The sequence below is a fragment of the Clostridium luticellarii genome, assembly GCF_002995845.1.
GTDB lineage: Bacteria > Bacillota > Clostridia > Clostridiales > Clostridiaceae > Clostridium_B > Clostridium_B luticellarii.
This window is the reverse complement of sequence record NZ_PVXP01000032.1, coordinates 1-20311: the sequence shown is the minus strand read 5'-3', so window position 1 is coordinate 20311 and position 20311 is coordinate 1. Positions and strand designations below refer to the sequence as shown.

Here is a 20311-nt window from a genome sequence, read left to right as displayed (position 1 = left end):
TCACTCCCCTCTAAAATGTACTTTCACGTGGATCTACCATACATTCTATTAAAAAAGCCCTATCTGAATGCAGTGCTTCCTGAAAAGCCTCTTTAAATTCATCATCATTTTTTACTCTTTTTGCTGACAATCCATAGGCTTCCACCAGTTTTACAAAATCCGGGTTGTTTTTAAAATTAACTCCAAATTCTTTAAGATGGTTATTTCTCTGAATTTCTCTAACCAATCCAAGTCCTGAATTATTGAAAAGCACTATGGTTATATCTATTTTATTTTCCAAAATAGTTCCAAGTTCAAACATACTCATCTGAAAGCCGCCATCACCAACAAAAGCTACCACTTTTCTAGCAGGACATCCTATTTTCGCCCCAACAGCTGCTGGAATTGAGTACCCCATGGTTCCGAGTCCACCAGAAGTAAAAAATTTTCTTTCAGCCGTGATTTTGAAATTACGTGCACACCAAATTTGGTTTTGACCTACATCTGCAGTTAAAATTGAATCTTCTTCTAATACTTCCGATACATTTTGCAAAACATTTCTTGGATTTACTCCATCTGTACCTTTGCCCTGAAGCTGCATATTCTTTTCCCATGTCTTTATCTCATCTATCCACTCTTTGGTGTTTAAAGAACATATTCTTTGCGATAATTGCTCCAGGATATTTTTTATATCACCTACTACTGGAATATTTGTATTCAAATTTTTGCCTATTTCAGCAGGATCAATATCTATATGAATTATATCAGCCTTTTCAGCAAATTGACTTATACCGCAAGTAGTTCTGTCTGAAGCTCTGGCTCCAATGAGTATTAAAACATCTGCATTTCTTACAGCCTTATTGGCATAACCAAAACCATGAGTTCCTATCATGCCTATATAGTAATCGCTATCTTCATTCATTACACCTTTTCCCATCAGAGTGTGAACAACAGGTATATGGGATTTTTCAACAAATTCTCTGAACTGCTTTTCACCTTTTGAAAGGATAACCCCTCCGCCTGCACATATAAGGGGCCTTCTGCTGGTTTTAATTCTATCCACTATCTTTTTTATCTGTCCAAAATGGCCTTCCGTAGTCGGTTTATATCCCCTTATATCAACGGTTTCCGGATATTCAAACTTATCAATATCTTTATCCATTATATCTACAGGTATATCTATAAGCACCGGACCTTTTCTTCCTGTTTGTGCTATATAAAATGCCTCCTTCATAATTTCAGGTATATGTTCTGCCTTCTTTACAAGAAAATTATACTTTGTAAAAGACTCAGTAGCCCCTGTAATATCCAATTCCTGAAAAACATCTCTTCCAATTAATGTAGATTTCACCTGTCCTGTAATAACAACCATGGGAATTGAATCCATATAAGCGGCAGCAATACCCGTAATAAGATTCGAAGCCCCCGGCCCCGAGGTCACAATACAGACTCCGATTTTTCCAGTAGACCTGGCATATCCACTAGCCGCGTGCCCTGCTGCCTGCTCCTGCCTTACAAGTACATGTTCGATATCTGATTTTCTCAGAGCCTCATACATGGGAATGACTGCAGCTCCCGGATACCCAAATATCACTTTTACATTTTCTTTTTTTAAACATTGGACAATTGCTTCAGCAGATTTCATATTTATCTCTCCTTACCGTTGATTTTATATATTTTTTATGCACAATAAGTAAAAATATTTGCCTATTGTGCATAACCAAAATTGCAGAACCTATTTATCCACTTTTTTGAATTTACTGGCCCAGTAACTCGCAAGAGTAGGACCTGAAATATTGTGCCATACACTGAATATTGCCGCCGGTATGGCTGACACAGGAGAAAAAAAGTTCATGGCAAGTGAAACACCTAAAGCCGAATTCTGCATTCCAACCTCGAATGAAACTGCCTTTCTTTTTGCATAATCCATTTTCATTACCTTGGCAGCCAGATATCCAAACAAGAAACCAAACAAGTTGTGAAGTACAACAGCTCCTATGGCAATTGCAGCAGTGGTAATAAGTTTTTTAGAATTTGCTCCTACAACTCCGCCAACTATTAAAACTATGGCTATCACCGAAACAATAGGTAATACATTTACCACTCTGGAAGCCGTTTTGCCTGCAACCTTATTGAAGACAACTCCAAGAACAATAGGCAGTATTACTATTTTGGAAATATCAACAAACAGTGCCGCAGCAGGTATATCAACCCATTTCCCTGCCAATAACAATATAAGAGCCGGTGTAAAAATAGGAGCTAAAATCGTGGATATGGAACTTATACACACTGAAAGTGCCAAATCACCTTTTGCTATAAAACACATTACATTGGATGCAGTACCACTTGGGCAGCAACCTACGAGTATTACACCAATTGCAATATCCTTTGGTAATTTTAAAAATACACATAATGCATAAGCTACAGCTGGCATTATAATGTAGTGGGCTATGATTCCCACAAGTACATCCTTAGGTCTTGTGAAAACTTCTTTAAAATCTTCTTTCTTTAGAGTCATTCCCATTCCAAACATTATGATTCCAAGTAAGAGTGACACTCTGGGAACCACCCACAAAAATGTATTAGGCCTCATTAAAGCTATTATGGCAATTATTATAACTAAAAGTGCAAAATATTTATTGCAAATGGTGCTTATTTTTTTAATCAACTAATTTTCTCCTTCCACGTCTATTTGAGTATCGCCCCGGTATTAGCAGAAGTTACTAACTTTGCATATCTGGACAAATATCCTGTTTTTATCTTGGGCTCAGGTTTTACATACTTCTTCTTCCTCTTCTCAATTTCTACAGAATTCACTTTCAATTCTATCTTTTTGTTTGTGATATCTATAAATATGGTATCCCCTTCTTCTACAAGCCCTATCAGTCCACCTTCCATGGCCTCTGGAGATATATGTCCGATAGATGCTCCTCTTGTGGCTCCTGAAAATCTTCCATCTGTTATAAGAGCTACGTCCTTGTCAAGTCCCATACCTGCTATTGCAGAAGTAGGTGAAAGCATTTCCCTCATTCCAGGCCCTCCTTTAGGTCCCTCATACCTTATTACAATTACATCCCCTCTGTTTATTTCATTTCCGAAAATGGCCTTTACCGCCTCCTCTTCTGAATTGTATACTCTTGCAGGTCCTTCATGTACCAGCATCTCCGGTGCTACTGCAGATTTTTTAACTACTGCTCCATCTGGTGCAAGATTTCCCCTTAATATTGCTATTCCACCTTCACTGCTGTAAGGCTCATTTATATGTTTTATGACCTCATAATCAAGTACACTATAATTTCTTATATTTTCACCTACGGTTTTTCCCGTAATAGTCAATGCATCTTCATTTATCAGATCTTTTTTTGAAAGTTCATTCATAATGGCTTCTATTCCGCCTGCCATATGCAGATCCTCCATATGATGCTTCCCGCTTGGACTTAATTTTGTGAGACAGGGAGTTTTTTTACTTATTTCATGGAACAAATCCAAATCAAGTGTAATACCTGCTTCATGTGCAATTGCTGGAAGATGAAGAACCGTATTGGTTGAACCTGCCATAGCCATATCCACAGTTATGGCATTCTTAAATGCATTTAAAGTCATTATGTCTCTTGGCTTTCTGTCATTCTTCACGCAATCCATAACGTACATACCTGCATATTTTGCCAGCTGATTTCTCTCCCCGGTCTGGGCAAGTGCAGTTCCATTCATAGGAAGCCCCATTCCAAGAACTTCGGTAAGACAATTCATGCTGTTTGCCGTAAATAGTCCGGAACAGCATCCGCACCCTGGACATGATCTTTTAACCTCTTCTTCCAGCTGCTCTTCTGTTATTTTACCGTCACTGCAGGCCCCTACCTGCTCTATACATGTACTGAAATCCAGTGTTTTGTCATTCAATCTGCCTGCTCTCATAGGTCCTCCGCTTACCACAACAGCCGGTATATTGAGTCTTGCAGCTGCCATCAGCATTCCAGGAACTATCTTGTCACAATTTGGTATTAAAACAAGTCCGTCAAATTCGTGAGCCAGTGCCATTGCTTCAATTGAATCCGCTATAAGTTCTCTCGACGGAAGTGAATACTTCATACCTATATGTCCCATGGCTATTCCATCGCAAACTGCAATTGCAGGAAATTCCATAGATGTTCCACCGGCCATGGCTACCCCCAGCTTAGCTGCTCTCGCTATTTCATCCAGGTGCATATGTCCTGCAACAACTTCGTTTTGTGAATTTACTATTCCAATTAAAGGCTTTTCAATTTCCTCCTTTGTAAATCCCATTCCATACATAAGTGCCCTAGCCGGTGCACCTTTGATTCCCTTTTTTGCTAAATCGCTTCTCATTTTGAAAATTCCTCCTCAAACTCATATTACCGAACTATCTCCTATATTAAAATCCATTATATTATATAAACAGTTTGGGCCTGCAGGTTCTCACCTCTGTCCCACTCTCTGTAAAGCCTTATACTGCCTATTTCTTACCTCACGTACCTATATTATTTAAAAGCCCCTTTTTATTCATACGAAAGCTGACATCTGTCAAAGCTCCCCAGCTTCTCCAAAATAGAGAATAGACAGTGACAGCCCTCAAATACCATATTTACATCAAATTATTCATTATCCGGATTTTCATTTATCCAAGGCATCATAGATCTGAGTTCTTTACCAACTTTTTCGATGGTGGAGTTTTGCTCCAGTTTTCTTCTTGCAGTAAACTTTGGTCTTCCAGTTTTATTTTCAAGCAGCCAATCTCTCGCAAATGTTCCATCCTGAATTTCTCCAAGAACTTTTTTCATCTCAGCTCTTGTATTTTCATTTATTATTCTCTTTCCAATTTTATAATCTCCATATTCTGCAGTATCGCTGATGGAATACCTCATTCTATTTATTCCACCTTCATACATCAAGTCAACTATCATTTTCATCTCATGCATACATTCAAAATATGCATTTTCCGGAGCATATCCTGCTTCTGTAAGGGTATCAAAGCCTGCTTTTATAAGTTCAACAATTCCTCCACAAAGTACTACCTGTTCTCCAAATAAATCTGTCTCTGTCTCTACTCTAAATGTAGTGGTCATTACACCTGCCCTTGTTCCTCCAATTCCTTTGCCATAAGCCAGTGCAATATCTTTTCCTTTCCCTGTAAAATCCTGATATACTGCATAAAGACATGGAACTCCAGCACCCAGTGTATATTCTCTTCTAACTATGTGTCCTGGTCCCTTTGGTGCAATCATAAGTACGTCCACATTTTCAGGCGGAACTATCTGGTTAAAGTGAATGTTAAATCCATGAGCAAAGAAAAGTGCATTTCCCTCTGACAAATTGTCCTTTATACTTTCCTCATAGACCTGTTTTTGCTTTTCATCAGGAATAAGAACTGCTACAATATCAGCCTGCTTAACAGCTTCAGCTGTTTCATATACCTTGAATCCATAATCTTCAGCCTTTTTCCAGGATTTACTCCCTTTATATAATCCTATTATTACATCGAGACCACTGTCTTTTAAATTTAAAGCCTGTGCATGTCCTTGACTTCCAAAACCCAAAACAGCTATTTTTTTCCCTTTTAAAAGAGCCAGATTAGCGTCCTCATCATAATAAACTTTTAACTTTTCCATAATACTTTCCTCCTAAATAATTTAATTTGTGCCCATTCCATATCTAAAAATAAGCAAACATTATGACTATTCCAAATTTTATGACTATTAAATTTAGCATATCTTCCCTTTTTCAATTTAATTGCGCAACTAAATTAAAAACTCAAACCCTAAAATTTTGTATAAAAAAATGACCAACATTCTCTCCTTGGGGCGAGAAGTTTGGCCACGCGGTACCACCCAAAATTTTTACTCAGAATAATAACGGTATTACCGATAAAGCCTACTCAAAGTTCAGCTCATAACTTAAAGGCTACCTTCAATAGTTATATTTATGAGTTCCCAGCAAAATCTCACTCTCTAAAAAATATTCCCTATTTACTCTTCCTCATCATTGTCTTTATACTTTATATCATTATACAAATCTTTTTAACAATTTACTTAATCAAAATTTAGTGTATGTGACGATAATAATCCCTCATTAAGAGAATGTCAAGAGTTTTTTTGCAAAAATTTTATTTTTTTTAGGCATTATTTTTTTCTACATTATATACAAAAAATAAATTTTTTATTTTAAAATCAACTGTTGACATGCATATTTTTTTATAGTATATTATATGCAACAAATATAAAAAACCTTGACGGAGAAGAGTAAGCAAAAATATGCTTTCAGAGAATGGGAATTTGGTGAGAACCCAGAAGCTAAAGTTGCTGAAAATCACTCCCGAGTTGCATGCTGAAATTTATATAAAGTAAGTTATGCCGGCACAGCCGTTACACATACGAGTAATAATTTGGGTGGTACCGCGTAGACTTTCGCTCCATAAGGAAGAATGTCTACTTTTTTTATACCATATTTTTATACTAATCATCTATTTAATCAATTATTTTATTCAAAATTATAGTGTATATAATTAAAATCAATTGAATATTTATATGTTCCTGTATTTTACATTTTACCTGCAGGCTATCATTGTCTATTTACTTTACAGTTGATAGTAAACAGATACTGGTAATTTTTGCTGACAGTCAAAAATCTACTGTGTGTGAACTTTAAATTATGTATTATATTATCTTTTGACATGTGCTTTATTATTTAGTGTTGTATTATTTTTGTAAATCTACCAAAATAAGTTTTATTCGGGTGCTGCCATTGTTGCTAACACTCTAAGCTTCCTAAAGTGTGAGATAAGCACTGTTATGCACCTGAATAAGGTGATTTTTGAGTTTGCAGTAAATTTATAATGGGAAAATTTTTACAAGAACTTTAGAATTACTTGATTTATCACTCAAAAAGTTCTGGATATCCAGAACTTTTTGAGTGATTTTTATTGCAGTTATTTTAATTTTTTAAATATAGCATCATTGGACTAATGTCCGTCATTATCCCCTTAAAGATGTCTCACCCATAAGGTAACGGTCAACCTGCCGTGCTGCCTTTCTTCCCTCTTTTAAGGCCCAAACTACTAGAGACTGACCGCGCCTCATATCCCCGGCAGCAAATATCCCTTTTTTGCTGGTCATATAATTTTCATCTGTCTTCACATTTCCGCTTGCATCAAACTCCACTCCCATATCATCTAGCAATCCTTCATGCTTCGGGTGGAGAAAACCCATGGCCAGAAGAACCATATCCACCTTTTGGTTAAATTCCGTACCAGGTATTTTTGTCATCTTCCTTCTGCCATTTTCCTTCTGCCATTTAACTTTTACCCCCTGAAGGGATTTTACCCATCCATCTTTGCCTTCAAATTTTTCCGTACTTATGCACCATTCCCTTATACAGCCTTCCTCATGGGAGGTTGTAACCTTAAGAGTTCTTGGAAAGGTGGGCCAGGGCATGGTTTCATCTCTTACCAATGGCTGCCTGGGCATCAGTTCATATTGGTAAACAGCTTTGGCACCCTGTCTTATGGAAGTGCCTATACAATCAGAACCTGTGTCTCCTCCGCCTATGACAACCACCACTTTTCCCTTTGCGTTTATCTCCTCTTCTATTAATTTTTTGCCTGCAACTCTTTTATTCTGCTGTTTCAGAAAATCTACTGCAAAATGTATTCCCTTGAGTTCTCTTCCTTGAATTTTAAGATCCCTTGGAATAGTAGAGCCTCCCGTTAGAACTACTGCATCAAAGTTTTTAATCAACTCATCAGCAGAATACTTTCCTCTGCCCGCATAAATATTTGTTCTAAACTCCACCCCTTCCTCTTTCATTATATTTATTCTTCTATCCAGTATATGTTTTTCAAGTTTGAAATCAGGAATTCCATATCTAAGGAGACCTCCTATTTCATCCTCCCTTTCAAATACAGTGACAGAATGTCCCACTGAATTGAGTTCTGACGCTGTTGAAAGTCCTGAGGGCCCTGAACCTATTACAGCCACCTTTTTTCCTGTTCTCACTTTTGGGAGATTTGGTTTTATCCATCCTTCTTTAAAGGCTTTCTCTATTATATTCAATTCTATTTCCTTTATGGACACGGGTTCCCTATTTACTCCAAGAGTGCAGGCACCTTCGCATATGGCCGGACATACCCTTCCTGTAAATTCAGGAAAGCTATTTGTGAGAGTGAGCCTTTCAAAAGCCTTTTCCCAGTTATTCCTATATACAAAATCATTCCAATCCGGTATTATATTTTCAGTAGGACATCCCCAATTACAAAAAGGAGTTCCACAGTTCATACACCTGGCTGCTTGAATCTTAAGCTTATCTTCGGGCAGCCTATAATATATTTCTCTATAATCTTTGATTCTTTCCTTTATATCACGTTTTTCAGGATTTTCTCTTTTATATTCTTTAAAACCAGTTATTTTTCCCATAATGCTGCCCTCCTCTACATATTAGAAGCAGCAACTGCTTCTGTTTTTGTCTGTTGTAATATGAACTTATATGCTTCAGGTATTATTCTTTTGAATTTACTTTTATAGACATCCCATTCATCCAATATATTTTTGGCCTTTAAACTGTTTGTATATTTATAGTGTTCCTGTACTAATTTATACACTGTGTCTATATCATGTTTATCTGAAATTTTTTCTACTTCAACCATCTGCAAATTACATCTGTTATAAAAAGCATCATCCTCATCCAGCACATAAGCCACACCGCCGCTCATACCAGCTGCAAAATTCTTACCGGTTTTACCTATGATAACCACTGTTCCACCAGTCATATATTCACAGCAGTGGTCTCCTACACCTTCAACTACCGCCGTAGCTCCACTGTTTCTCACTGCAAATCTTTCTCCTACGCTGCCATTTATGAAAGCTTTTCCTGAAGTAGCTCCATATAAAATGGTATTTCCAGCTATGATATTTTTCTCTGCCACAAAAGTTGACTCCTCAGGTGTTTTTATAATTACTTTAGCTCCTGACAGCCCTTTTGCCACGTAGTCATTGGCATCACCTTCAAGTATCAAAGTAAGTCCATTTACCCCAAAGGCACCAAAACTTTGTCCTGCAGATCCTTTAAAATTAAGTACAATAGTATCTTCAGGCAGACCGCGGCTTCCATATTTTTTAGCAATTATACCGCTCAACATGGCACCTACCGCTCGATTTACATTTTTTATTTCCATGGTTGCAGAAACCTTTATTTTATCATTTATGGCTCCTTCAGCCATCTGAATAATTTTATAGTCCAATGCATCGTCCAATCCATGATTCTGGGGCATCACACAATAGGATTTAATTCTCTTCGGCATATATGGCTTATACAGGATGGTAGACAAATCCAGTCCCTTGGCTTTCCAATGATTGACCGCTTTCTTTGTCTCCAGCATATCTACTCTCCCTACCATTTCGTTAACAGTTCTAAATCCAAGTTCAGCCATATATTCCCGTACTTCCTGTGCAATAAAAGTCAAAAAATTTATTATATATTCGGGTTTGCCCTTGAAATGCTTTCTGAGTTCAGGATCCTGTGTGGCTATACCCATATCACAGGTATTCAAATGACATTTTCTAAGCATAGTACACCCCATGGTTACAAGTGCAGTAGTCGCGAATCCAAATTCTTCAGCTCCAAGCAGTGCTGCAATTACCACATCTCTGCCTGTTTTTAACTGTCCATCTGTCTGAATTCTGACTCTGCTTCTCAAATCGTTCAGCAAAAGTACCTGTTGAGTCTCGGATAACCCCAGTTCCCAGGGAATTCCCACATGTTTTACAGATGAAAGTGGTGCTGCTCCTGTCCCGCCATCATAACCGCTTATTAGTATTAAATCTGCGTGGGCTTTTGCAACTCCCGCCGCAATTGTCCCCACCCCTACTTCAGAAACCAATTTTACACTTATATTTGCCTTGGGATTTACATTTTTTAAATCATATATAAGCTGGGACAGATCTTCTATACAATAGATATCATGATGAGGCGGCGGTGAAATAAGATCTATCCCTGGAGTAGAATGTCTGGTTCTGGCAATATACTTGTCAACTTTTTTACCCGGGAGCTGTCCACCCTCACCAGGTTTAGCCCCCTGGGCTATTTTTATCTGAAGCTCATCTGCATTTACCAGATACTCTGCAGTAACTCCGAAACGTGCTGAAGCCACCTGCTTTATAGCACTTCTTCTAGAATCTCCATTAGAATCCAGTTTGTATCTTTGGGGATCTTCGCCTCCCTCTCCAGTATTGCTGCGTCCTCCTATTCTATTCATAGCTATAGCCATAGTCTCATGTGCCTCTTTGCTTATGGATCCAAAGGACATGGCTCCTGTACAAAATCTTTTAAGTATCTCACTTACAGGCTCCACCTCTTCTATGGGAATACTATTTCCTTTTTTAAATTTTAGCAGTCCACGTATGGTACACAGATTTTTGTCCTGCTCATTTATGATTCGTGCATAGTCCTTATATACATGGTAATCGTTGGTCCTGGCTGCAACCTGAAGTTTATATATAGTTTCAGGGTTGAAAAGATGGAATTCGCCTCCTCTTCTCCATGAATAATTTCCTCCTGCATCCAGCTGGGAAACAGGCTTTCTTATCCTGTTGAAAGCATTTTTATGCCTTGACAGTACCTCACTGGCTATCACATCAATTCCAACTCCGCCTATTCTTGAAGGCGTACCTTCAAAATATCTATCCACAAATTCTGAATCCAAACCTATGGCTTCAAATATCTGCGCTCCATGATAACTCTGCAGCGCAGATATCCCCATTTTGGAAAGTACCTTCAATATACCCTGATTTATGGCATGTATATAATTTTGCTTTGCCTTTTTTGCATCTACATCCGTTATATCCTTATCCTCTATCATCTGATCTATGGTTTGGTATGCAAGATAAGGATTCACTGCTGAAGCCCCATAACTCACGAGCAGTGCAAAATGCATAACTTCCCTGGCCTCCCCGGTCTGTACGATAATTGAAACCTTCGTACGGGTCTTTTCTCTGATCAAATGATGCTGTACTGCTGAAACCGCCAAAAGACTGGGAATTGCCGCTTCATAGGAATCTACATTTTTATCACTCAATACCAGTATATTATATCCTTCCTTTATCCTCTTGGAGGCCCTTTCACATATTTTATCAAGAGCTGCTTCAAAACCCTCTATTCCCGTATCACACTTAAAAGTAATTGGAACCGTAGTGGTTTTAAAATCTTCATTCCTCAAGCTTTTTATCTTTGATATCTCCTCATCCGTCAGAACCGGACTTTTAATTTCTATAAAGGGATCTTTTGCAATCTCACCATTTAGTATATTGGCCTGAGGGGATCCTATATAATTCAGAAGAGACATTACCGGTCTCTCTCTTATAGGATCTATAGGAGGATTCGTCACCTGGGCAAAAAGCTGCTTAAAATAAGAGAAAAGAAGCTGGTTTTTATTTGAAAGCACAGCCAGAGGCGTGTCATTTCCCATAGAGCCTACCGGTTCCTTGCCTTCAACTGACATGGGCATAAGTATTCTCTTTAGATCTTCAAGAGTATATCCAAAAGCCTGTTGTTTTTCTTTTAATATTTCTGAAGTTATCTGTTCTTTTTCCACAACAGTATCAAACATATCCAGATTAAATCTCAATTTGTTCAATATTTTCTCATAAGGTTCGGCTTTACATATCCTCTCCTTTAACTCTTCATCCTTTATAATTTTACCTTTGGCTGTATCCACCAAAAACATTTCACCGGGCTTTAATTTTCCTTTTTCCAGTATATCTTCATTTTTAAATTCCAGCACTCCCACTTCTGAAGCAAGTACTACAAATCCACTCTTTGTTATTACATATCTGGCAGGCCTCAGTCCATTTCTGTCAAGAGTGGCACCAACTTGAATACCATCAGAAAAAGAAACAGCTGCAGGGCCATCCCAGGGCTCTATTAATGAACCTTGATATTCATAAAAATACTTTTTATATGGTTTTGTGCTGCTGTTTTCTTCCCAGGCTTCAGGTATAAGCAGCATAAGCGCATTGGGAAGAGATCTGCCATCCTGGTACAAAAGCTCCAGCACATTGTCAAGAGAAGCCGAATCACTTCCACCTGAATCCACTATTGGAAAAAGATTTTTGATATTTTTCCCGAAAGTCTTGGATTTGAGCACACCTTCTCTAGCCCTCATCCAATTTCTGTTTCCCCTTATGGTGTTTATCTCTCCATTATGTCCCAAATATCTAAATGGCTGAGCCAAGTCCCAGGTTGGAAATGTATTTGTACTGTATCTCTGATGTACTAATGCAATGGCACTTTTAAAATTTATATCATTCAGATCAATATAAAACTTTTTTATCTGATCAGCCAAAAGCAAACCTTTATAGACTATAGTTCTGCTGGAAAGGCTGCATACATAAAATGCATTTGCAGTTCCCTTGAAATTTTCTCTTACTTTATTCTCCACCTGTTTTCTTATTATATAAAGCTTTCTCTCAAACTCAGTTTGATTCTCAGCATTTTTTTCTATAAATATCTGTCTTATAACTGGTTCTGTTCCTTTTGCAGTTTCACCTATTCCCCTATCGTCAGTAGGTACATCACGCCACCCCAAAACTCTTTGTCCTTCTTTTTCCGTAATTCTCTCAAATATGCCTTCACACTGTAGTCTTAGAGCCGTTTCTCTAGGAAAGAACACCATACCAACTCCGTATTCACCTGGCTTTGGCAGTTCTATTCCCAGATTATCGCAGTTTATTCTAAAGAATTCGTCAGGAATCTGAATGAGTATACCTGCTCCATCTCCAGTTTTAGTGTCAGCTCCCACTGCCCCTCTATGGGTTAAATTCACCAAAATCTGGATACCTTTTTTTACAATGCTGTGAGTTTTTTCTCCCTTCACATTTGCTATAAAACCTACTCCACAAGAATCCTTCTCATACTCGGGATTATATAAACCCTGTTTTGAAGGAAAACCATTGTTGCAATTCATGTTGACAAGCCCCCTTTTTAAATTGTAAATAAATACCACCAGTTAACTGGTGGCTTTGCTATACAGCCAAATGCATTTTTTTAGCCCCAAAATGCACTTTGACTCTTTGTTTCTAACCTTTAAACATGTACTAATTAAAAGCCCCTTAAATGCTATAATTCTTATTGGTATTTTAGTACAAATATTATCACAATTCTTCATTATATGCAAGGTATATATAAAAATATTTCATTTTTTCGATATAATTTAAGCAGTGATTTTTTAATCACTGCTTAAATTTGCTTCCATTATCATCTATATATTCTACAAATGTTTTTCCTATACTGTCCAGAGACCATAATCCAGTAGCTTCAAAATTATATCCGCTGTAGATGTCATAATCCGAATAATCTATATTGTAGGTCTGTATTACAGGATATATTGGCTTGTCCAATCCATAAGATTTATACTCCCGGGCCATCTCATCCAGACATGCGGCAACGGACCACTGCATATCTCCCCAATAAGTCTGAGGTGCAGAAAAATCACAGTATTTATTAAAAACGGAATAAGGTATATCCTGATGATAACTGACTATTGGAAAAGATGTATATCCGATTATAGCACTGGGATACTGATTTCTTATAATTTGTAGTATCTGCTCCGTCTGCTGTGTTTTCCCAGCTACAGCATCTTCAGCATCAAAAACATAGTAGTCACTGTTGTCAAGGGCTTCCATTATAATATTTGCTTCACTTTCCACATAATTAAAATAATTATATCCCCAGGTACCTACTATAAATCCAGCACGCTTAAAATCTCCCACATATTTCAAAAAATCATTTCTAAAGTTTGTTCCCCCTCCTGAAGGACTTGAACCTTCATTGTATTTTATGCACACATTATTTATCCCCATGGATTTTAATTTTGCAATCAAATTATCTATACCTCCGTAGGCGTCAACCTCACTTTGAAGCTGCCATATCCACATGGAAGTAGAAGCAACAGACTCCACATCTTTATTGGAAGGTCTTATAGTTACATTCAAATTCACAGGTTTATCATACCCGGCCACACTTCCCTGATAAGTATAAGTTCCTGGGGGATCCTCCGTATTAACATTTTTATTCCAAACGACTCCTATCTGTTTCACACTCCCATCAGCCAAGGTAGCTGTTACTATATCAGGAAGCGTATAGCTGTCTCCCTGTCTTATAGATACATTCATATCGTCCACATTTGTTACCTGCGAAACAGTTTTAAAATTCATGGTAAAGCTATTTTTTAAAATTCTATTGTATTTGGATTTTAAATTGGAATCCACACTCAATATGTATTCATTGTCAGTGTCATAAGGTTTATTTGGCGACACATTTACATAGAGATCATGATTGCTCAAAGATATACTGAGAGATACTTGTCCATTAGTTTTTTTATTTATGACTTTTATACTCTTTTCAGCAGATGACAAATCCACAGGCTCATTAAATTTTATTATCCATGTTTTATCTACAGGTACATCTTCCTTGGTCTCCGAATTACTCTGTGTTATGTATTGCTGAGAATCATTACTTGACACAGAACTATCAGCTGAAACAAAATTGCAATAATTTAGCTGACATATTAAAATAACCACTGCAAATATCAGACTATTTTTTAGCAGTTTTATCAAAAAAACTCATTCCCTTCCTTAAATTCTAAAAAACATTACACAAGGTATTTTATTTCCTTAAGATTACAGGCCTATGAATAAAGCATTAATAATGCGTAAACAATATGTGAATTATACAATTCCATATCATTTACGCATTATTAAAATATCATGATTCAGAACAAAAAAAGTTTTTCACTTTCTATACACATATTCCAGGGCTGTGCCATATTCTTAATTTCTTCCCACATTTCCCTGCTTATTTCCCATCGCAATGTCTTAGTTTTAGCATAAGGTTTTTCCTCCACGCTGTCCAAATAAACTGCTGTGGTAAACGGGCCTTCATTTACATAATTAACGCGGCATTTAAAAGTATTCTCCTTCTGCAAATCCGTGCTCACAGTAATATAATGGGATCTAATACCCACATATGAAGGAGAGCCCTCGATTTTTTTGTCAGTCTTAAGTGTACAGCCCCATTCCAGAGCTTCTATGGTATTTTGATTCAATATTTTAATTTTCGATATATTTTTACAACCGGTGAGCTGTGCTGCTGCAAGAGTAGAAGGACTTTTAAATATGTAGTCCCTGTCACCATAACTTTCTACCCTGCCCTTGTTAATTATTGCAATACTTTTACAGATACGATACACCTCATCCCGGTTATGGGATACAAAAACCGTAACTCCACTGTAGCTGGACAATATATATATGAGCTGTTCCTCCATTTTACTTCTCAAATGGCTGTCCAGTGCTGAAAAAGGTTCATCCAGCAGCAATACCTCCGGCTTTACAGCTAATGCCCTGGCAATAGCCACTCTCTGCTGCTGTCCTCCTGAGAGCTGACTGGGAAATCTATTTTCCAGTCCATCCAGATGCATCATGTTTATCTTTTCCCGAACTACTCTGCTTTTTTCATCTCTCGACATGCCTTCTAGTGCAAAGCTTATATTTTCATTCACAGTCATGTTGGGGAACAGTGCATAATTTTGGAATATGAATCCCACCTTTCTCCTTCGAAGGGACACATTTATTTTTTTTTCAGAATCATACAGTACCTTGCCGTTCAATAAAATTTTACCGCTGTCAGGATTCTCCAATCCTGCGATACACCTTAGTGTCATACTTTTCCCTGAACCCGATGCTCCAAGTAATCCTATAATATTGTCTTTTGTATTGAATTTAATATCAAGGCTGAATCCATATAAACTTTTTTTGATATCAACGTAAAGCCCCATTTTATTTTCTCCCAACACCATATATATTTTTTTGCTGATGAGCATTCCAGTAATTCATTAAAAAAATCATAATTGTTGAAATTATAACAATAAATATAACCCAGATAAGTGCATTTACCATTTCTCCATTTTCAGCTGTAAAATAAATAGCTATTGGAATTGTCTGAGTTTTGCCAGGTATATTCCCAGCCACCATAAGGGTAGCTCCAAATTCTCCCAGACACCTGGCAAAAGAAAGAACCGTTGCCGCACCTATCCCCGGCCAGGCCAAAGGCAGCATGACTTTCCAGAACACTTTCCACTCGGGTACTCCCAGAGTTCTAGCAGCATTTACAATATTATTATCTATTTGTTCAAAGGCTCCCTTGGTTGTCCTGTACATAAGTGGAAATGCTACAATAGCTGCCGCCACAACCGTGGCCTCCCATGAAAAAATCAAAGTTTTTCCAAATTTCAACAGCAGCTTGCCTATTGGGCCATTCTTCCCAAAAAGCAATAACAGGAAAAACCCGACCACTGTCGGCGGAAGCACAAGTGGAAGTGTAAATATAGTATCTATAACACTTTTCAATTTTCCATTATAATTGTTCATCCAATAAGCAGCAATAATTCCTACAAAAAATGTTATAGTGGTTGCTACAAAAACCGTCTTTATAGAAATCCATGCTGGTGAAATATCAAAGTCCACAGCAAATCCTCACCTTTATACTTTATTTCCCAATCTTAAATCCATATTTTTCAAACACCGTTTTAGCCTTGTCTCCTGATAGAAATTTGAGAAATTCTTTAGCTGCATCTGCATTTTTGCTGTTTTTAATTACAGCTGCAGGATAGATTACAGTTTTATGGGAGTCTTTAGGTGCCGCAGCCACAACCTTTACTTTATCTGATACCAGCGCATCAGTTTTATAAACAATGCCTGCATCTACATTTTTCGTTTCAACCCAGGTTAAAACTTCTTTTACATCCTTACCGTAAACAGCTTTTGGCTGAACCTTATCCATTAATTTCAAATTCGTAAGTACATCTTGAGAATACTGCCCTACAGGAACACTTTTAATTTCACCAAGTACTATCTTTTGAACCTTGTCTGTAGCCAGATCCTCAAAACTTTTAACATTGGACGAATCCTTAGGAACTACAAGTACTACGTCATTTTGCAGCAAATCCTTTATAGTATCATTTGCAAGTAGGTTCTTTTCCTTCAATTCATCCATCTGTTTTGTTGCCGCCGACATAAATACATCCACGGGTGCTCCCTGCTCAATTTGCTTTTGAAGTGACCCTGACGAGCCAAAATTGTATTTAATTGTAACATTAGGGTTTTCCTTAGCGTATAGTTGTTTGATTTCATTCATTGAATCCTTCAAACTGGCTGCGGCTGATACGGTTAAGGTAACAGCTTTTCCCTTTTTTGTAGACGAAGCACTTTTTTGATTTTCAGAGCTTGAACTGCTGCAGCCCACCACCAAAAATGTAACGAGCAAAGACAAGATAACAGATAATATTTTTTTAGATTTTCCCATTGTCATAGTTCCCCCTATCAAATTATATTTTTGTAATATAACATGACATAACAATACACAATAGATAATTTAATTTCAATACATTTTGTTATATTATGTCATGAAATATAATTTGATTATAAAATCAAAATAATATTTAGTCAAGCTATTTAAAATAATCTAAATATTTTTAAGTACATTTTATATGCATATATTACATATATGAAATGTACAATTTCGTATAAAAGTAGTATTATTTACTTATCAAATATTGAGAGGTGAACCTATGAAAAATAAAATAGTTGAAAATCTAAAAAAAATTATAGGATCTGATTGGGTTACAAATGAATTCTCACAAATACAAAATTACTTAACTGATGAAACCGAAGCTTTAATACGACTTCACCCCGAGGAAGATTGCATTTTGGTTAAACCAAGTTCTCCAGAAGAAATATCCTCCATATTAAAATATGCAAACAGCATTCTCATGCCTGTAGTTCCCAGAGGGGGAGGTACCGGAGTATGCGGTGGAGCTGTTCCTATAAAGTCCAGCATAATTTTATCTCTCGAAAGGTTGAATAAAATAATCGAACTGGATGAAAAAAATTTGATGATCACAGTAGAAGCGGGAGCCACCCTGGCTGATCTATTGGAGTCATTAAATAAACAGGATAATCTGTTCTTTCCAATACACCCTGGAGATGAAGGTGCACAAATAGGCGGTATGGTTATGGAAAATGCCGGAGGAACAAAAGCTGTAAAACATGGGATCATGAGGAATCATGTCAAATCCCTTGAAGTGGTTCTTCCTACGGGAGAAATAGTTACTCTCGGCGGAAAACTTATAAAAAACAATATGGGCTATGATCTTCTTCACATGATGATTGGAAGTGAAGGAACTCTTGGAATTATTACAAAAGTCACTTTAAAGCTCTACGCAAAAAGCGATTATACTGGAACTTTATTAGTATCCTTTGACAACAGGCGTGACGCCTGCGATTCAGTACCTAAAATACTGCAGGAGGGAATTACTCCTTTAGCTGTAGAATACATGGATAGGCCTATTTCCAAAAAAGCTGCGGAACATCTGGGTACCACATGGCCTGCCGATAAAGGATCTGTGGATTTAATGTTTATGCTGGATGGCAAGACTGAAGATGAACTATATTCCAGCAGTGAAAAAATTGTGGAAATATGCGAGCAGCATAATGCTGTGGACAGTATTATAGCTGAAAGTTCAAAAGAACAGAAAAAACTTTTAGACATAAGGAGCAATGCCTACACTCCTTTTAAAGATCATGTAGCAGATGGATTGGATATGGCTGTTCCACCTTCATCAGTACCAGATTTTTTTGATGATATAACCTCACTGGCAGAAAAATATAACACCAGCATTCCAGCAGTGGGTCATATAGCAGATGGAAATATACATAATTTCATCCTCAGTGTCAACGGAAAATTACCCTCCTACTATGAAGAATTCAAGCAGGAGATGTATAAGATTGCTCTAAAATACGGCGGAACAATAACAGCCGAGCATGGTACTGGAAAAACCAGAAAAAAATATATGCCTCTTCAATTTACAAAAAGAGAAATTGAAATCATGAAGGGCATAAAGAAAGCCTTTGATCCAAATGGTATCTTAAATCCAGGTACTATAATTGACTGATATCAATCTTAACAAAAAAGAAAGGCAGATTTTTGTAAATAAATCTGCCTTTCTTTTTTGTTATAACTCTTAAACAGGTTCAGAACCATGTTCTCTGCAGTGCACCCATCCAGCATACTCGGGATTCTTTTTATCCTGCTTCAGTGCTTCTTTTTCATTTAAATATTTTTTGGCATCATATCCATATATTTTTCTGTCGGCTCCAATAGGACAAACTTTTATACATACTCCACAGGGATAGCAATATGCACTTTTAAGCCTGGCATGATATGCCGCACATTTTTTCTTATCCATATCCGCAATGAAATTTTCCGTAGTCTTGAAGGAAGAGGTTGGACAACATTTTCTGCACATTTCACATTTAATACATAGGTCTTTCTTCAAAACCGGATCGGGCGGAAGAACCGCATCGGTTAAAACAGAAACCAGCCTTACCCTGGGGCCAAATTCCTTAGTTATCAAAGTATGATTATACCCAATTGTCCCAAGACCTGCATATTTTCCTGCCAATACCTGTGAAAAGGCTGCCTGTGGTTTCTTCACAAGAACAGAAATATCTCCATAGCAGTCCCTTGGAAAAAATAATGCCTGTTTTCCAAGAGTGTTCAAATAATTGGCAATTTTATATGCAGCTTCATCTAGAATCCTGTTGGTTGTATTGTACAACTCTGAATAAACTACAGAAGGAGTTGTCTCAAGCATTGGCAGATATATTTGAGTGCCAAGCACAATGACACTTTTTATTCCAGGCCATATGTTCTGAGGATAATATTCTTCATCAGTTTCCCTGTACTTTTCCCATCTTTCTACAGGAGCAAACCCAATCAGATTCATCTGCAGCTTCTTTGCTCTATCTATGATATCGAATTTTAATCTATAACTTTTACTCGAAAAATTTGCCATATATGTCACCTCATAAATTTATAAAAACTAAACTTTTAAAATTTCAGATAAATAAAAAATTTCTACAGAGAAACCATAGAAATTTACATTTCAGATAATATCTCATCTTTCAGGCTTTACCTGCTGGAATTAGCACCATCGGATAAATATTGAATATCCAGGTTGCCGAGCTTCATAGGGCCGATCCCTCAACTACTCTTGATAAGGAAATTTATATTTAATTTTGATTATCACATGACCTATAGTAAATATAGTATATTGTTTTAATCAATTTGTCAACTTGTCATTTTAATTAGAGTTTCCCCATTTTTTTAGAAATGACTAGATAACGACTGTGGATAAGGTAACTTTGAGTTTTAGAATTATCCACAGATTTATAAAATCGCATAAAAAATGAATAAAACAGTCCAGTCTTTT

Annotated in this window: 12 protein-coding genes, 1 riboswitch and 2 other annotated features; of the genes, 1 reads left to right on the top strand and 11 read right to left on the bottom strand. The window is 37.0% G+C overall.

Annotated features, from left to right (window positions below; translation table 11 throughout):
* Positions 1–10 precede the first annotated feature (10 nt).
* The 10 genes from ilvB to modA all read right to left on the bottom strand — a co-directional run bounded on the left by ilvB (position 11) and on the right by modA (position 17343).
* Positions 11–1624 carry a biosynthetic-type acetolactate synthase large subunit gene (gene ilvB / locus CLLU_RS11025; RefSeq protein WP_106009839.1) on the bottom strand — a complete coding sequence of 538 codons (1614 nt, stop codon included), beginning with the start codon at positions 1622–1624 and terminating at the stop codon, positions 11–13.
* Positions 1625–1714: 90 nt separating this feature from the next.
* Positions 1715–2647, bottom strand: coding sequence for a bile acid:sodium symporter family protein (locus CLLU_RS11020; protein WP_242977570.1), 933 nt, complete (start codon positions 2645–2647; stop codon positions 1715–1717).
* 20 nt (positions 2648–2667) lie between these two features.
* On the bottom strand, positions 2668–4326 hold the full coding sequence (gene ilvD, locus CLLU_RS11015) for a dihydroxy-acid dehydratase (protein ID WP_106009838.1): 1659 nt from the start codon (positions 4324–4326) through the stop codon (positions 2668–2670).
* 266 nt (positions 4327–4592) lie between these two features.
* Complete coding sequence (gene ilvC, locus CLLU_RS11010; RefSeq protein ID WP_106009837.1) at positions 4593–5606, bottom strand: ketol-acid reductoisomerase; 1014 nt, start codon at positions 5604–5606, stop codon at positions 4593–4595.
* A 185-nt stretch (positions 5607–5791) separates the two neighbouring features.
* Positions 5792–5989 (bottom strand) — a binding site (T-box leader).
* A 225-nt stretch (positions 5990–6214) separates the two neighbouring features.
* Positions 6215–6412: a binding site (T-box leader), on the top strand.
* A 556-nt stretch (positions 6413–6968) separates the two neighbouring features.
* Complete coding sequence (locus CLLU_RS11000) at positions 6969–8405, bottom strand: glutamate synthase subunit beta (RefSeq protein ID WP_106009836.1); 1437 nt, start codon at positions 8403–8405, stop codon at positions 6969–6971.
* Positions 8406–8419: 14 nt separating this feature from the next.
* Positions 8420–12949, bottom strand: a complete 4530-nt coding sequence (gltB, locus tag CLLU_RS10995) for a glutamate synthase large subunit (RefSeq protein ID WP_106009835.1) — start codon at positions 12947–12949, stop codon at positions 8420–8422.
* Between the two features lie 265 nt (positions 12950–13214).
* The gene (locus CLLU_RS10990; protein WP_106009834.1) at positions 13215–14600 is read right to left on the bottom strand and encodes an Ig-like domain-containing protein; all 1386 of its coding nucleotides are present in this window, start codon (positions 14598–14600) and stop codon (positions 13215–13217) included.
* A 155-nt stretch (positions 14601–14755) separates the two neighbouring features.
* Entirely contained in the window at positions 14756–15817 is a 1062-nt protein-coding gene (locus CLLU_RS10985) for a sulfate/molybdate ABC transporter ATP-binding protein (protein WP_106009833.1), read from the bottom strand.
* 1 nt (position 15818) lies between these two features.
* Complete coding sequence (gene modB / locus CLLU_RS10980; protein WP_106009832.1) at positions 15819–16505, bottom strand: molybdate ABC transporter permease subunit; 687 nt, start codon at positions 16503–16505, stop codon at positions 15819–15821.
* A 22-nt stretch (positions 16506–16527) separates the two neighbouring features.
* A complete protein-coding gene (gene modA, locus CLLU_RS10975; RefSeq protein WP_106009831.1) occupies positions 16528–17343 on the bottom strand; it encodes a molybdate ABC transporter substrate-binding protein in 816 nt (271 codons plus the stop codon).
* 265 nt (positions 17344–17608) lie between these two features.
* Here modA and CLLU_RS10970 point away from each other — a divergent pair, with 265 nt between their 5' ends.
* Entirely contained in the window at positions 17609–18991 is a 1383-nt protein-coding gene (locus CLLU_RS10970; RefSeq protein ID WP_106009830.1) for an FAD-binding oxidoreductase, read from the top strand.
* A 69-nt stretch (positions 18992–19060) separates the two neighbouring features.
* Here the strand turns inward: CLLU_RS10970 and CLLU_RS10965 are convergent, their stop codons facing one another.
* The gene (locus CLLU_RS10965; RefSeq protein WP_106009829.1) at positions 19061–19894 is read right to left on the bottom strand and encodes an epoxyqueuosine reductase; all 834 of its coding nucleotides are present in this window, start codon (positions 19892–19894) and stop codon (positions 19061–19063) included.
* A 99-nt stretch (positions 19895–19993) separates the two neighbouring features.
* Positions 19994–20102, bottom strand: a riboswitch (SAM riboswitch).
* Positions 20103–20311 lie beyond the last annotated feature (209 nt).